Origin of the sequence: Sporosarcina sp. FSL W7-1283, from assembly GCF_038003105.1 — a bacterium.
Classification (GTDB): domain Bacteria; phylum Bacillota; class Bacilli; order Bacillales_A; family Planococcaceae; genus Sporosarcina; species Sporosarcina newyorkensis.
The window spans coordinates 3557421-3573361 of the sequence record NZ_JBBOOL010000001.1 but is presented as its reverse complement, the minus strand read 5'-3'; the positions used below and the strand labels follow the sequence as shown (position 1 = coordinate 3573361).

Genomic DNA, 15941 nt, shown 5'->3' with positions numbered 1-15941 from the left:
GATGGGTATAACAGTTGAAGGCATATCAGCCAGCATACAGGAAAAGAAGATTATCTCCGACATTCATTTGCGGGTGAAGCCTGGGCAATTTGTTGGACTGATTGGTCCGAACGGAAGCGGAAAATCCACGCTGTTAAAAAGCATTTACCGGATCAACAAGCCGGATTGCGGAAAAATTACATTGGATAGTGAAAATCTGTACGAAATATCAGCAAAAAAAACGGCTCAAAAAATGGCGGTAGTCAGTCAGGAATCGCAGCATACATTTGAGTTTTCAGTAATGGAAATCGTGCTGATGGGACGAGCTCCGCATAAGAAGATGATGGAAACGGACACAGTTGAAGACATGCGTATTGCAGAAGAGGCGCTTGAAAAAGTAGGACTGGAAAGCTATGGAGATCGTCTGATTTCTACGCTATCCGGCGGGGAAAAACAAAGAGTTATGGTAGCGAGAGCTCTCGCCCAGCAAGCGAAATATTTGGTACTGGATGAACCTACGAACCATTTGGACATTCATCATCAACTTCAGCTAATGGACTTGGTTAAGAAATTAAATATCACGGTCATAGCGGCTCTTCATGATCTAAATATCGCTTCGGTCTATTGCGATCATATATATGTGTTGAATCAAGGACAGCTGGCTGTTGCAGGTCAGCCAGAAGAAGTTTTAACGGAGACAATACTACAAGAAATATTCCGGGTAAATACTCATATCATCCAGCATCCGATAACCGGAAAGACACATATTACCTTTCTTTCTGACGCGGCTCCTGCTATTAAAAGACATGAAGAGGTGTACATATGATGAAAAAGTATTCGAAACTGTTAAGTGTACTGATGGTGATAGCCATCCTATCTGCATGCGGTCAATCGGACAATAAAATAGAATATGGTTCTTCTGATGATCAGACAAATGAGGCAGACAGCGCTGAAACTTACGAGCCTGTAACGCTAGATAATTTCGGTCGGGAGGTAACGTTTACGGAACCGCCAAAACGAACGGTTGGGTTGATGCAAGATAATGCTGAATTAATGCTGGCACTCGGATTAGATGAGTATCTTGTAGGCTACTCGTTTCCACGGGATAAAGCAGCACCCGGATTGGAAGAGAAAGTGAAGAAAGTTCCGCTTTTATCTGAAATGTATCCTTCAAAAGAAGTGTTACTAAGTAAGGAACCTGATTTTGTCATGGGATCAGACGACTTTTTTGTTGACAGTGTAATCGGTACGACTGCTGAACTTGAAAAACGTGGGGTGAAGTCCTATATACCTGAGGCGGCTGGAAAACCGGCAACTTTGGAAAATATGGTATACAAGGAGATTAGTGAAGTATCCCGTATTTTTGGCGTTGAAAGTCGTGGAGATGAATTAATCCAGTCAATAAAAGAGAATGTAATGGGGATACAAGAAAAAATAAGTGACGAAGAGCCTGTGAGAGTTTTCTATATGGGCGGCGGCGATAGCGGGTCTGCTATCACTACTGGAGGAGATATGATACGATCCCATGTCGTCGGTTTAGCAGGCGGAGAAAATATTTTCAGTGAGTCAACAGGATGGATGCCAGAAGTTAGTTGGGAAGAGGTAATTGAGCGTGATCCCGAGGTGATTGTGTTAGCTTATTGTTGCGGAACGACACCTGAGCAGTTGATGGATGCGATCTCTAATAATCCATCGCTTCAGGACGTTACAGCAGTCAAAAATAAGCGGTATGTCACTATCGAGCACGCCGATGTAGAACAGTCGGTTCGAATTCCAAGTGGACTAGAGACATTGGCGAAAGGTTTTTATCCAGAACGCTTTGAATGAGCTTTTAAAGATGATGTAGCAGAACTGGAAAGTCTAGATATAATCGATTTTTATATCTGGGCTTTTTTAGTTAGAGAGTAGAGGTTTTATGGATTCTTAAAACTAGGCAATCAAGGTATAAGCATGGGATGCCGTAATACAAAAACCAATATGAATAGGAGTTCGTCCAATGAGTAAAAAATACATGCTGCTGTTTTTAATCATGGTAATGGCAATCTTGACAGCTTGTGGTGAATCCGACAGTACGATGGTGACCTCCGCTTCGAAAGCGGATGGAGACAAATCGAAGAACGAAGGGGTTTATGAACCCGTTTCCGTTAAAACGAAAAATGGGCCGATCCAATACGAAGAGATGCCTCGTCGTGTGGTTACGCAAGACTTACACACACTGGAACTCATGTTGAGACTGGGACTGGAAGAACATATTGCAGGAACGGTTGGTGCAAATCCAGATCATGTATTACCCGAATTCGAGGAAGCATTTTCAAGGATTCCTGTTGTTTCGCGTGGGATGCAACCCTCTAAGGAAGTGCTATTGGAAGTGGATCCTGACTTCGTCTATGCTGGCTGGGATACACTATTCCAAGAAGAGAGTCTAGGCTCAGTGAAAAAACTGAACGAACTTGGTATTAAGACATATACTCACGAGTCGTCCAACATCATAGGTCCGACGCTTGACGATGTTTATCAGGATATCCGTAATATCGGTCTTATTTTTAAGGTAGAGGACAGAGCAGACGAATTGATCGAGTCTCTTCAACATTCTATTCGAGATGTAGGTAAACAGATTGATGAGCAGATTGGAACAGTCGAAGAACCAGTTAGTGTTTTTATCTATGACAGTGGAACAGACATACCTTTTACAGCAACTCAAACAATTTTGACCGAAATGATACGACTGGCAGGAGGAGAAAATATATTTGGTGATATTCCGAAAAACTGGACAACCGTTAATTGGGAAGACGTTGTTGAACGGAATCCAAAAGTGATCGTCATCATGGATTATGGAGAAATGACGGCCGAGCAAAAGAAAGATGTTCTGTTTAGCAACCCTGCCTTAGCGGGTATTGACGCGATCAAAAATGATCGAGTTGCGGTCATGCCACTTGATTATACTTTCGAGGGCGTGCGAATCCCCACTACAATTGAAATGCTTGCGAAATCATTTTATCCCGAAGCATTTGAAAATTAATGATTTTACTGCTGGTAGAAATATGAACACTAAAAGGTATCAGGTTCCCCCTAATTGTTTGTAGACCTGGTACCTTCCTCTATTGTTAGCTCCAAGCAATATCCCGCCGCCAACTGCTAATTTCACTTTCTTCTATATGCATGTTGCTTGTACACATCTTTCTTTTAAATAACCAACAATGAATTAATACAATACAGCGGTTGGGTATAAAAATATAATAATTATTATTCAATTAAACCCTGCTTTAAAACTTATTGAAGTGTAAAAATTTATTTTTGGGGGTATATAAAAATAGGGGGTAATATGTATTTCCATTGACACTATACTAAATTATACATAATATATGAATATATGCTCATATAAGCAATTAATTATTGAAAGTTAGGGGGAATTTAAATTGAACAAAGAAGAAAATGGAGAACAGTTTTTGAGAGAAGACACACAGCTTTTGGATGAGGAAACACTTTTCGTCGTGTCCCAAACATTTAAGGCATTGAGTGATCCAACAAGAATCCGGATTTTAAATTTATTATGCAAAGAAGAGCATTCAGTGAATGATATTGCGGAAACACTGAATTTAAGCCAGTCATCCGTCTCTCACCAATTGCGTTTTTTGAAAAATTTACGTCTGGTGAAGTTCAGGAGGGAAGGAACAACACTTTACTATTCGGAAGATGATTATCATGTTATGAATTTATTGAAACAGGCGATAGAGCACGCAACGCATAATTAATTACACGAAGGGGGTAATCGAATGGGGCATGAACATGGACACGACCATACGCATGGTGCAAATAAGAAAGTATTATTGATTTCCTTCCTAATCATTACTTTATATATGATAGTGGAAGTGATCGGCGGATTTTTGACGAATAGTCTTGCCTTGTTGGCAGATGCTGGTCATATGTTGAGCGACTCAATTTCACTAGCGATTGCACTGATTGCATTTAAGTTAGGAGAAAAGGTCGCAAATAAAAGCAAAACGTATGGCTATAAGCGATTTGAAATTTTGGCCGCTGTATTAAATGGGGCAACTTTGATTGTCATCGCATTGTTCATTTTTATTGAAGCGGTGAAACGCTTTGCAAACCCGCCTGATGTTGCGACGACAGGTATGTTAATCGTTAGCAGCATCGGTTTGGCGATAAATATCTTAGTTGCATGGATTATGATGCGCGGCAGCGATGTTGAAGGAAATTTGAACATGAAAGGCGCTTACCTTCATGTTATTAGTGACATGCTAGGCTCTATTGGGGCGATCGCTGCGGCTTTGCTTATGATGTTTTTCGGCTGGGGCTGGGCAGATCCGTTAGCTAGTGTCATTGTCGCTATACTCGTTTTGCGTAGCGGATACTATGTATCAAAGTCTGGATTACATGTATTAATGGAAGGCGTCCCTCAAAATGTAGATATAGATAATGTCATCCGTACAATTCAAAGTGCGGAAGGCGTCCAAAGTGCTCACGATTTGCATGTTTGGTCCATTACAAGCGGACTGAATGCACTTTCCTGTCACGCAGTTGTAGATGATCAGATGTCCATTGCGGAAAGTGAGCAACTTCTGCGTAGTATCGAGCACGATCTTTTACACCAAAATATTCATCATGTAACGATTCAGTGGGAAACGTCTGCCCATCAGCATGATGATTCAATTTTATGTAAGATAAAACCAGAAGTATCAGCAGACCACCATCACCAACATCATTAATGTGATCAGTGACCAGAAGTAATGCGCTGGTCACTATTTTTTTGGGAATGAAACAAAACACTTTACATACCCTACACCGGTATACTAATATGTGGCTATACACTAATATTCCTTTTCATAACTGACACCCAAGTTTTGTGTGATTGAAAAAAGGAATATCGGGTAATATATTTTTATAAACTGTATACCCCTATACTGTATGTATATTAAGGAGTGATGCAGGAAACTAACTTACAAGGAGGACTACGAGATGGACCAACATGCAGAACATCACCACTACCAATACAAAGCTCAAGGAGAAAGTGAAGTGACAGCAAATGTCACTTACAGAGACGCTATCATTACAATTGAATTGAAAGACAAACATGGAAAGGCACCTGAATTAGGTGTTTCCCATGAAAAGGAAATGCATTTGATCGTTGTGAGCGCAGATTTGAAAGAATATATTCATGGGCACCCCGAGAAGCAAGCAGACGGTGTATATATGTTGCAAAGAGAATTGAGGGACAACGACTACAAGGTATTTGTTGATATCGCTCCAAAAAACTTATCTTATACAGTTTCGCCAATCACGCTCCATGTCGGGCACGCGTATCATCCAAACCATGGCAATGAACTCAAGGTTGACACAGACTTTGTCAAAATGGTAGATGGATATTCAGTGGAATTAAAAGCTAATAATTTTGAAGCCGTTCAGGATATTTCATTGTTATTCGACTTAAGAGGAGCAACACCTGAACCGTATTTAGGCGCATTAGGCCATGTTGTCATTTTAGATGAAAATGCAGAACATTTTATCCATGTGCATCCAGTATCTGATGACAAAACTCAATTCAAAACAGTTTTAACAGAGGCAGGGAAATACAAACTTTGGGCAGAGTTTCAATTTGACGGCGAAGTTTATGTATATGCGTATGTCATAGAGATAAAATGAATGATCTTGACAGTGATTCTCATAATAGGAGGTAACGATCTATGGAGAGTAAGACATTAAAACTTTATACAAGACCGACATGTTCGGACTGCCAAGAAGCGAAAGCGTTTCTTTTGAAAAACAATATTCCATATATCGACTATGATTTATCGATAGAACCGGAAAGGGAGAAAGAACTTATTAAGTTAAGTGGCTCGAGGGTAGTACCGGCTTTCGTTTTCAAGAAAAAGTCTTTTATAGGATTTGGAAGCAAACCGAAAGTGCTGATCGGTTTCGAACGGAATGAAGAAGAGATTAAAAAACTGGTAGCAGTATAGTGATTGATGTAATTGAACAAAACAATATCATTGCTCTCTCATGGAACACATGTTAATATAGGGGTAAGGGGTATATAGTAAACTCTGAGGAGTGATGGTATGTCAGAAACAACAAAGAAGACTGTACAGCCGAATAAACAGCAGTTATTAAATCGTTTAAAGCGTATTGAAGGGCAGGTAAGAGGTGTTCATCAAATGATTGAAAATGACCGTTATTGTGTGGATATTCTCCATCAGATAAGCGCGATTCAATCGGCAATGAACAAAGTATCCTTAGCTTTACTGGAAGACCATACGCATCATTGTGTTGTCAATGCCATTAAAGGGCAAGATGGTGAAGCGGCTATTCAGGAGCTTATGAGTGTCATGAAAACGATGACTAAGTAATCATTTAGCATTGTAGACTGGAACAGAGTATGGAGTACTGATATTAACAACAAAACAGGAGGTTTTTCATTATGAAAGAAGTATTAAAAGTAGAAGGTATGTCTTGTGGACATTGCGTGAATTCAATTGAGTCAAGTGTAGGTGAACTGAACGGTGTTTCATCAGTAAAAGTGGACCTTGCGAATAAAGAAGTGACAGTTGAGTATGATAACGAAGCGAATTTAAATCAAATCAAAGAGACGATTGAAGACCAAGGCTATGAAGTTGCTTAAACAATAGGCATAAACCGTCTTCCGCTTAGACCATGTGGGGGTACAAGCGGCTGTAGAAGTGATTATACGACAACCGTATAATCCTTCTTTTTTCAAAACTATATACCCCCACGAAGTATCGGAGGGATACAAATGGCAACAACGGAAAAAACCTTAAAGATCAATGGGATGACATGTGCAGCTTGCGCAAACCGGATTGAAAAAGGGTTATCCAAAATAGAAGGTGTCGAAAAGGCGAATGTCAACTTTGCTTTGGAAAGTTCGACAATCGTTTACGATCCGGAAAAAACAAATATTGATGATTTTACGTCAAGGATCGAAAAATTAGGTTATGGTATCATTCAAGACAAAGTTGAATTCGATATTTCGGGCATGACATGTGCTGCTTGTGCGACGAAAATAGAAAAACGGATTAATAAAATGGATGGTGTTTCTAAGGCGACTGTCAATTTCGCGATTGAAGCACTGACTGTAGATTATGATGGTGGTCAAACAAGTCCGAACGAGATGATGGCAATTGTGAAAAAAATGGGCTATGAATTGATTCCAAAATCTAACGGCAAGGAAAAGTTGGATCATAAGGAGCAGGAGATAAAAAAGCAATACCGGAAATTCATATTTTCGGCAATCCTGACACTCCCGCTATTATGGACAATGGTAGCGCACTTTGAGTTTTTATCTTTTCTATACTTGCCTACTTTTTTAATGAATCCTTGGGTGCAATTGATCTTGGCAACGCCTGTCCAATTTATCGTCGGTGCTCAATTCTATAAAGGGGCATTTACTTCCTTAAGAAATAGAAGCGCCAATATGGATGTTTTAGTGGCATTAGGTACTAGTGCAGCTTATTTCTACAGTTTATATTTGTCTTTTGAATGGATGAATGGGGGCAGTGTCGGAGAACCAGAACTATATTTTGAAGCATCTGCCGTCATTATTACGCTAATCGTCCTAGGTAAGTTATTCGAAGTGAGGGCAAAAGGAAAAACGAGCCAAGCCATTCAAAAACTACTAGGATTGCAAGCAAAAACAGCACGTGTCTTAAAAGACGGCGTTGAAAAAGAACTGCCGATTGAAGAAGTAGTAGCTGGCGATATCATCCTCGTCAAACCGGGGGAAAAGATTCCTGTCGACGGAGAAATCATTTCTGGACAATCGGCAATTGATGAATCAATGATCACCGGTGAAAGTATCCCTGTCGATAAAGTGCCAGGAAACTCGGTCATTGGTGCAACGATCAATAAAAACGGGTCATTACAGGTCAAAGCGACGAAAGTTGGGAAAGACAGTGCATTATCTCAAATCGTCAAAGTCGTTGAAGAAGCACAAGGCTCAAAGGCGGAAATTCAACGGTTGGCGGATAAAATATCAGGCATCTTCGTTCCTATAGTCGTTGGAATTGCGATTTTGACATTCTTCATTTGGTATTTTGTCGTAACGCCTGGCGATTTCAGATCTTCACTAATTCCGACCATTTCCATATTGGTCATTGCATGTCCATGTGCGTTAGGGTTGGCCACACCAACCTCCATTATGGCTGGATCGGGTAGAGCAGCTGAAATGGGTATGCTTTTCAAAGGCGGAGAACATCTTGAAAACACACGTTTCATTGACACAGTGGTATTGGATAAAACAGGTACAGTGACGAAAGGCGAGCCAGCGTTGACAGATGTCATCGTGTTGAAAGACTTTGCAGAAGAGGAAGTCCTTCAATTGGTTGCATCAGCTGAGAATCAATCCGAACACCCATTGGCGCAAGCGATCGTAATGGGAATCAAAGAAAAAGGAATCGAATTGATCGAACCAGAAGGGTTCAATACGCTCCCAGGGTATGGAATTGAAGCGAAAGTCTCCGGAAAGCAAGTGCTTGCCGGGACACGAAAGTTAATGCACAGCCGGGATGTGGCTCTTCAAGATGTGGAATCCACAATGGAGAACATGGAGAAAGAAGGAAAGACAGCGATGCTCATCGCGATTGATGGGAAACTTGCGGGTGTCGTGGCAGTTGCGGATACTGTGAAAAAAACATCTAAACAGGCAATTGAAAGAATGCTTGAACTTGGGTTGGATGTCATTATGCTAACGGGTGACAACCAACATACTGCAGGAGCAATCGGACGACAAGTCGGGTTGAGCCATATCATCGCAGAAGTCCTTCCAGAGCAGAAAAGCGATGAGATTAAGAAATTACAGATGCAAGGAAAGAAAGTGGCAATGGTCGGAGACGGTATCAATGATGCTCCTGCACTTGCGCTTGCGGATATCGGAATGGCGATTGGTACTGGAACAGATATTGCAATCGAAGCAGCTGATATCACCCTCATGCGCGGCGACTTAAATAGCGTTGCAGACGCTATCATTATGAGCCGGAAAACAATGCGCAACATTAAACAGAATCTATTCTTTGCTTTTTTCTATAACACAATCGGTATTCCGGTTGCTGCACTCGGATTGTTAGCCCCTTGGGTAGCCGGAGCAGCTATGGCATTTAGTTCAGTGTCTGTCGTTTTGAACGCGTTAAGGCTTCAACGAGTAAAATTTTGATGGGTCACAAAACTTCTATTATAAAATAAAATGGCCATGAAATTGAACGGTCGATAGGATGAATGGTCTTCATTTTATAGCTAGTGATGAGACAGCGATTCATCATAGAACCCTTCGGAGCAATAGAGGGCAGGTCAGAAAAAATGTTTTCAAGGTATGACATTCCTTTAGGTTTAAAGTGAATTTGATATTCTCAAAAAATTAATAGTGATTTTCTGCAGCCCTTCCCGAGATGATTGGGAGGGGTTTTTAATGTATATATTCAAATGAATGATCATCCTGTTTTGTCGGCCTTACTTACCACTTCTGCAAGTAGTCGATCGGACTGGTTCCCTCATAAGCAGGAACACTTGATTCTTCGCCGCAAAGCTGTACAATAAATTAGTAGCAGTAACTCCAAGCCGCTTTCCCATGTTTTTAAGACGAGGAAAATGGACACAATCCCCCCCATTCCAGTTGTTTCGAATACCTAAGAGATTCACCGATCCTTCCCGGATGTATGAATCACAACCGAATCAACTTGCGATCAAACCATTAAATAAAACACTTTGTTACAACACATTTATAGTTCGAACTTGTATTCACGGCTAGGCCGGCTGTTCCATGGCTGCTCATTAGTCTTTTAAAAGCTAAAAGTTAAAGCGTGGCAACGTTTACGCTAACTTGCTTAAGGGGATACTGTCGTTATAATGAATTTTTCTGTACTTAATTGCTTTAGATTGACTGAATTGAGCTTTTAAAGGGTACAGTTCAAGTTTATCGATAGAAGTAGTATGGCCTATTAACGCCTTGCGGACTATTCGGAATATTTCATGCTTTTTGCTAAAGTGTATTTAGGGAGAAGAGTTCTATTACAAACTATCATATATTTCAGGAGGTTGAACGATGCAATTACTACCGCGTGAAATCGACAAGTTAATGATTGTTGTGGCTGCCGATGTCGCCAGAAGACGTAAAGAACGAGGTCTTAAATTGAATCATCCAGAAGCAATGGCGCTTATTACATACGAGGTGATGGAAGGCGCTAGAGATGGCAAAACTGTCGCAGATCTTATGGCTTACGGAGCGACGATATTAACTCGTGAAGACGTGATGGATGGTATTCCCGAGATGATTGACGACATTCAAGTGGAAGCAACGTTTCCGGATGGTACAAAACTAGTTACTGTGCATAACCCCATCCGATAACTTGCTAATGAAATGGAGAGGAGACGAAGCGATGATCCCAGGTGAGTATATTTTAAAAGATGAACCAATTAATTGTAATGAAGGGGCAGAAAGTACACGTGTTCACGTTGTGAATGAAGGGGACAGGCCAATACAAGTCGGTTCTCATTATCATTTTTATGAGGTAAATGGTGCGCTGAGGTTTAGACGGGAAGAGACATACGGCAAACGATTAAATATTCCAGCCGGCGCTGCTGTCCGCTTTGAACCAGGCGATGAAAAAGAAGTGCAATTAATTGACTATGCTGGAAAAAGAGAAGTTTACGGATTTCATAATGAAGTGGACGGACCATTGGAAGGCGGGAATGTTAAATGAGTTTTAAAATGGATAGAGAGCAATATGCACAAATGTACGGACCGACAACAGGAGACTCCATCCGCCTGGCAGATACAGATTTGTTCATTCAAATCGAAAAAGATCATACAAAATACGGCGAAGAAGTTGTATTTGGCGGCGGGAAAGTCATTCGTGATGGAATGGGACAGCATCCGTTCATTACGCGCGAAGAAGACGAACGAGTACCCGATACGGTCATCACAAATGTCGTTGTCCTTGATTATACGGGAATTTATAAAGCGGATTTAGCGATTCGTGACGGTAAAATTTCTGGTATTGGAAAAGCTGGTAACCCGCTCGTGCAGGACAAAGTTGACATTATTATCGGAGCATCCACGGAAATTATTTCCGGGGAAGGTAAAATTATTACTGCAGGCGCGATTGATACGCACGTGCATTTTATAAATCCAGGACAAGTTGATGTTGCGCTCACTGCTGGAACGACGACATTGATTGGCGGTGGGGCAGGACCGGGCGATGGATCTAGAGCAACGACTGCTACACCGGGCGCCTGGCATCTTCACTCGATGCTCAAGGCTTTAGAGGGGCAACCAATCAATATCGGTTTAACAGGGAAAGGGCATGCAGCAGCCGGCGGACCTTTAGCGGAGCAAATACTCGCTGGTGCGATCGGTTTGAAAGTCCATGAAGATTGGGGTGCGACCCCATCCGTACTTGATCATTCATTACGGATTGCTGATGAATATGATGTGCAAATTGCGCTTCACGCAGATACGTTAAATGAAGCTGGATTTTTTGAAGATACGATGAAGGCGATCAACGGCCGTGTCATCCATATGTACCATACAGAAGGTGCAGGCGGCGGACATGCGCCAGACTTGATCAAATCCGCCGGTATGATGAATGTATTGCCGGCGTCCACAAATCCAACATTGCCATACACAATCAACACGATTGACGAGCATCTGGACATGGTGATGGTTGCTCATAACTTAAATCCTTCTGTTCCAGAAGATATTGCATTTGCTGATTCACGCATTCGCAACGAGACAATTGCGGCGGAAGATGTCTTACAAGATATGGGTGTCTTCAGCATGACGAGCTCCGATTCGCAAGCGATGGGGCGTGTGGGTGAAGTTGCACTTCGGACATGGCAAGTAGCCCATAAAATGAAAAAACAGCTTGGAATTATGGAAGGGGATAGTCAGTACTCGGATAATAATCGGGTAAAACGCTATATAGCCAAATATACGATCAACCCTGCAATTACTCACGGGATTTCCGAGTATATTGGCTCAATTGAAGTTGGAAAAATGGCCGACCTTGTACTATGGGATCCGAAATTCTTTGGCGTCAAACCGGAAATGATTTTGAAAAATGGAATGGCGGTCTTTAGCTTAATGGGAGATGCCAATGCGACGATTCCGACACCACAGCCAATGATTTACCGACCAATGTATGCAACGCTAGGAAAGGCATTGTCGCAAAGTTCTATTACATTTGTTTCCCAAGTTGCATACGATAACGGTATTAAAGAAAAGCTTGGACTCGAAAAAGTGGTACTTCCTGTACGCAATATGCGCGATCTTACGAAAAAAGATATGAAATTGAATACTGCTACTCCTCATATTGACGTGGATCCGCAAACGTACGAAGTGAGAATCGATGGAAAACCTATTACATGCGATCCGATTGACGTTGTGCCGATGGGGCAGCGCTATTTCTTATTTTGAGGTGAAGAAAATGATTGTAGAAGAAGTCGTAATGAACGTAAGAGATTTAGACTCGAACGAATTTGAAAAACGACATAAAGAGAAAGTGTATCTAGAGAGCGCGCATTTAATGAAAAGAATTCAACGTGTAGAAACAGATCACGGACGTGAAATCGGCATCCGATTGAAAGACCCGCGTGATTTGGAAGCTGGCGACATTCTCTTTATGGATGATAAAAATATAATTTTGATCGACGTACTTTCCGATGATTTAATTGTCATCAGTCCACGTACGATGCTTGAAATGGGAACGATTGCTCATCAGCTTGGAAATCGTCATTTGCCAGCTCAGTTTGAGGATAAGGATATGCTTGTTCAGTATGATTATTTGGTTGAGGAATTGTTGCAAGAAATGGACATTCCATTCAAGCGAGAAGAACGAAAAGTAGCAAAAGCATTCCGTCATATCGGGCATAGTCATGACTAATCACGCATTGTCTTTGTTTCAGCTGTGCGACTCCAATTTTCCAACCGGCTCTTTTAGCCATTCTTTCGGCTTGGAAACGTATATTCAAAAAGACATTGTCACAGATGCGAAATCATTTTCCGAATGGCTGAACGTTTATGTGCATGAACAGCTCGCTTATGCAGACGGCTTGGCAGTAAGGCTGGCTTATGATGCACTTGAAGCGGAAGAACTTGAAGATATTTGGGAATTGGATCGCATTTTGACTGTGCAGAACTTGGCACGGGAATCACGCGATGGTACACAGCGCATGGGTGACCGTATGTTGGATATTGCACAATCAATTTATGAAATACCGATGTTGTCCACCTACATGCGAAAAATACGTGATAAACAAGCTTTTGGCCATCCCGCTATTGTTTTTACGATGGTAGGGCATCATCTGCAAGTAGAGAAGGAAACGACGATTTTATATTATTTGTATTCGACAGTCGTTAGTCTCGTACAAAATGCTGTGCGGGCAATCCCGCTCGGACAAACTGCAGGACAGAAAATTATTTATGCATTTCAACAACAGCTTCAGCAGGCAACAGATAAAATTATGAAGTTAGATGAAGAAGAGTTTGGAGTCGTATCACCAGGGCTCGAACTTTCACAAATGCAGCACGAGCGAGTTGGGATACGTATTTTCAGCTCGTGAAAAACGTGAAATTAATTGAGAATAAGGATGTGCTTAGAATGGAACCAATTAAAATAGGTGTTGGCGGACCCGTTGGTGCCGGTAAAACGATGTTAGTTGAAAAAATCACCCGTGCTTTAAACGGGGAAGTGAGTATGGCAGTCATCACGAATGACATTTATACGAAAGAAGATGCTAAGTTTTTAGTTGCAAACGGCATCCTTCCGGAAGATCGCATCGTCGGTGTAGAAACAGGTGGTTGTCCGCATACGGCTATTCGAGAAGATGCGTCAATGAACTTTGCGGCGATTAATGAGTTGAAGGAAAAGCATCCGGATGTTGAACTGATTTTTGTAGAAAGCGGCGGCGACAACTTAGCAGCTACATTCAGCCCAGAGCTTGTGGATTTCTCCATCTATATAATCGACGTGGCGCAGGGGGAAAAAATCCCACGCAAAGGCGGCCAGGGAATGATAAAATCTGACTTGTTTATAATTAATAAAACAGATTTGGCGCCATATGTTGGAGCGAGTCTTGAAGTAATGGAGTCTGATACAAAAGTGTTCCGCGGAAACAAACCATTCTTCTTCACCAATTTAAAAGATGATGATGGACTGGCTGAAGTGGTAGATTGGATAAAAAAACATGCGTTATTAAAGGGACTAGGGCAAGATGTCTGAATGGACAGGCGTTCTTGACCTTGCCATGGAAAATCGTCAAGGACGTTCCGTGGCGAAAAGTGTCTACTTTCAGGGTGCGTTTAAAGTGATGCGCCCTGTCTATTTGAATAATTATAGTTATCCATGCTACTACTTATTGAATCCAGGCGGAGGCTATCTAGACGGAGACCGGTACCGCATGGAAATAACACTCGATGAACAGGCGCAACTGACATTGACGACCCAGTCGGCAACAAAAGTATACAAAACGCCAACCAGACAAGTATATCAAGAGTCGGTCTTTCATATGAAAAAAGGTAGTTATCTGGAGTATTTGCCGGATGCATTGATAGCATATAAAGATGCCAAATACTATCAAAAAAATATTGTACATATGGAAAAAGGAGCGACATTGCTGTATTCCGATATATTGACTCCTGGCTGGTCGCCAGAAGGGGAAAAGTTCAGTTACGACATGCTTCGTCTGAAAACAGAAATATATATGGAAGACGAACTAGTTGTCTTTGATCATATTAAACTTCATCCGGCATCTCAGCATATGAATGGGTTAGGTTTTATGGAAGGGTACACACATTTAGGTTCGTTTATTGTCGTTGGAGAAAAGACGAACGATGATTTATTGGATCGCCTGCATGAAACGATTCAGAAAGAGGCTGGAGATTTTGCATTTGGATTATCCAAGCTTGCTGTTCCGGGCTTTACTATCCGAATAATGGCAAATTATACACAAGTTATTGAGCGGATCATCTCTGCCTGCCATCATGTAATCAGCGACGAATGGTATCAGACGAAACCAAGTTTTTTACGGAAGTATTAGAAAAATGCCCGACAATTCGAAAAGAGTTGTCGGGCGATTTACTGCGATTTATGTCTCTATTCAACAGAACACTCTATACTTTATAGATTGTGAGATGGGTCAGTTGGATTTCTATTTATTGCATGCCCAATTATTCGCAATTAATTATCAATTATCGAGACATACATAAAGTGTATAGCGAGTACATTAGTAGGCATGTAGGTGTTACGTAACAAAAGAAAAGTAGCACAATGATGGACAACTATTTGTTTGGTTGTTGTAAATGAAAAGTTGAGTTTTGCGTGCTATACATCGTTAATGATTCCCTAGAAAGTAAATTTAATTCGATTTCTACAAAAGGTTTAAATTGGGTTATTTAGAAGAACATAAACTTCCAAGTAATGGTCAGTTATGTATCATCGTGTTACGATTCTATATAAATGTGTTACTGCGTTAAAAATAGTAATAAAAAGAGGTGGTTGCAGTATGCAGGACTCAACGTTAAAGAGATTTGGAATCTCAATGGAAGGGGGCTTACTTAGGAGGTTTGATGATTTAGTTAAAAAAAAAGGATATGAAAATCGCTCGGAAGCGGTTCGGGATCTTGTTCGAGAGGCAATTATTCAGCAAGCATGGGAAGATGGAGAACAGATAATTGCAGGAAGTATACTATTATTTTATGACCATCATCAACGCAATCTACTTGAAGAGATGACAAGGATTCAACATAGTGTGCACGATGTAATCCTTGCGACAACACACTTCCATTTGAATCATGATAGTTGCCTTGAACTAATTGTTGTAAAAGGAAAAGCAAAAGAAATTCAGGAACTAAGTCATAAACTGACGAGTTTGAAAGGTGTATCATATGGGAATTTCACAGTGGCTCCTGTGGAGCAGATTTAATTGTTCACAATCATATT

18 protein-coding genes are annotated in these 15941 nt (G+C 41.1%); all 18 read left to right on the top strand.

Translation table 11 applies throughout. From position 1 onward, the window contains the following. The first annotated feature begins 1 nt into the window (after position 1). The 18 genes from MKY93_RS18700 (at position 2) to nikR (ending at position 15924) form a co-directional block, all read left to right on the top strand. Positions 2-805: an ABC transporter ATP-binding protein gene (locus MKY93_RS18700; protein WP_078818330.1), complete on the top strand. Its 804-nt coding sequence runs from the start codon at positions 2-4 to the stop codon at positions 803-805. Then, positions 802-1806: an ABC transporter substrate-binding protein gene (locus tag MKY93_RS18695; protein WP_340760659.1), complete on the top strand. Its 1005-nt coding sequence runs from the start codon at positions 802-804 to the stop codon at positions 1804-1806. The genes MKY93_RS18700 and MKY93_RS18695 overlap by 4 nt, the downstream gene beginning before the upstream one ends. A gap of 169 nt (positions 1807-1975) precedes the next feature. Beyond that, positions 1976-2998: an ABC transporter substrate-binding protein gene (locus MKY93_RS18690; RefSeq protein WP_340760658.1), complete on the top strand. Its 1023-nt coding sequence runs from the start codon at positions 1976-1978 to the stop codon at positions 2996-2998. Positions 2999-3395: 397 nt separating this feature from the next. Then, positions 3396-3731, top strand: a complete 336-nt coding sequence (locus MKY93_RS18685; RefSeq protein ID WP_078818327.1) for an ArsR/SmtB family transcription factor — start codon at positions 3396-3398, stop codon at positions 3729-3731. Between the two features lie 21 nt (positions 3732-3752). Further along, entirely contained in the window at positions 3753-4706 is a 954-nt protein-coding gene (locus tag MKY93_RS18680) for a cation diffusion facilitator family transporter (protein ID WP_340760657.1), read from the top strand. A 250-nt stretch (positions 4707-4956) separates the two neighbouring features. Then, positions 4957-5640, top strand: coding sequence for a hypothetical protein (locus MKY93_RS18675; RefSeq protein WP_340760656.1), 684 nt, complete (start codon positions 4957-4959; stop codon positions 5638-5640). A 41-nt stretch (positions 5641-5681) separates the two neighbouring features. After that, on the top strand, positions 5682-5957 hold the full coding sequence (locus tag MKY93_RS18670; RefSeq protein ID WP_340760655.1) for a glutaredoxin family protein: 276 nt from the start codon (positions 5682-5684) through the stop codon (positions 5955-5957). 99 nt (positions 5958-6056) lie between these two features. Further along, on the top strand, positions 6057-6344 hold the full coding sequence (locus tag MKY93_RS18665) for a metal-sensitive transcriptional regulator (RefSeq protein ID WP_041072599.1): 288 nt from the start codon (positions 6057-6059) through the stop codon (positions 6342-6344). Positions 6345-6415: 71 nt separating this feature from the next. Further along, on the top strand, positions 6416-6616 hold the full coding sequence (gene copZ / locus MKY93_RS18660) for a copper chaperone CopZ (RefSeq protein ID WP_009498993.1): 201 nt from the start codon (positions 6416-6418) through the stop codon (positions 6614-6616). 132 nt (positions 6617-6748) lie between these two features. Continuing rightward, positions 6749-9160: a heavy metal translocating P-type ATPase gene (locus tag MKY93_RS18655; protein ID WP_340760654.1), complete on the top strand. Its 2412-nt coding sequence runs from the start codon at positions 6749-6751 to the stop codon at positions 9158-9160. Positions 9161-10045: 885 nt separating this feature from the next. Then, the gene (locus MKY93_RS18650; protein WP_009498990.1) at positions 10046-10348 is read left to right on the top strand and encodes an urease subunit gamma; all 303 of its coding nucleotides are present in this window, start codon (positions 10046-10048) and stop codon (positions 10346-10348) included. 31 nt (positions 10349-10379) lie between these two features. Continuing rightward, positions 10380-10703 (top strand): urease subunit beta, encoded by a 324-nt coding sequence (locus tag MKY93_RS18645; RefSeq protein ID WP_078818319.1) that lies wholly within the window; start codon positions 10380-10382, stop codon positions 10701-10703. Next, positions 10700-12418, top strand: coding sequence for an urease subunit alpha (gene ureC / locus MKY93_RS18640; RefSeq protein WP_078818318.1), 1719 nt, complete (start codon positions 10700-10702; stop codon positions 12416-12418). Before MKY93_RS18645 ends, ureC begins: the two co-directional genes overlap by 4 nt. A 10-nt stretch (positions 12419-12428) precedes the next feature. Continuing rightward, a complete protein-coding gene (gene ureE / locus MKY93_RS18635; RefSeq protein ID WP_078818317.1) occupies positions 12429-12884 on the top strand; it encodes an urease accessory protein UreE in 456 nt (151 codons plus the stop codon). Continuing rightward, positions 12877-13563 (top strand): urease accessory protein UreF, encoded by a 687-nt coding sequence (locus tag MKY93_RS18630; protein ID WP_078818316.1) that lies wholly within the window; start codon positions 12877-12879, stop codon positions 13561-13563. Before ureE ends, MKY93_RS18630 begins: the two co-directional genes overlap by 8 nt. A gap of 38 nt (positions 13564-13601) precedes the next feature. After that, on the top strand, positions 13602-14222 hold the full coding sequence (gene ureG / locus MKY93_RS18625; RefSeq protein ID WP_340760653.1) for an urease accessory protein UreG: 621 nt from the start codon (positions 13602-13604) through the stop codon (positions 14220-14222). After that, positions 14215-15039 carry an urease accessory protein UreD gene (locus tag MKY93_RS18620; RefSeq protein ID WP_340760652.1) on the top strand — a complete coding sequence of 275 codons (825 nt, stop codon included), beginning with the start codon at positions 14215-14217 and terminating at the stop codon, positions 15037-15039. The genes ureG and MKY93_RS18620 overlap by 8 nt, the downstream gene beginning before the upstream one ends. A 465-nt stretch (positions 15040-15504) precedes the next feature. Continuing rightward, on the top strand, positions 15505-15924 hold the full coding sequence (gene nikR, locus MKY93_RS18615; protein ID WP_078818313.1) for a nickel-responsive transcriptional regulator NikR: 420 nt from the start codon (positions 15505-15507) through the stop codon (positions 15922-15924). Positions 15925-15941: the final 17 nt, after the last annotated feature.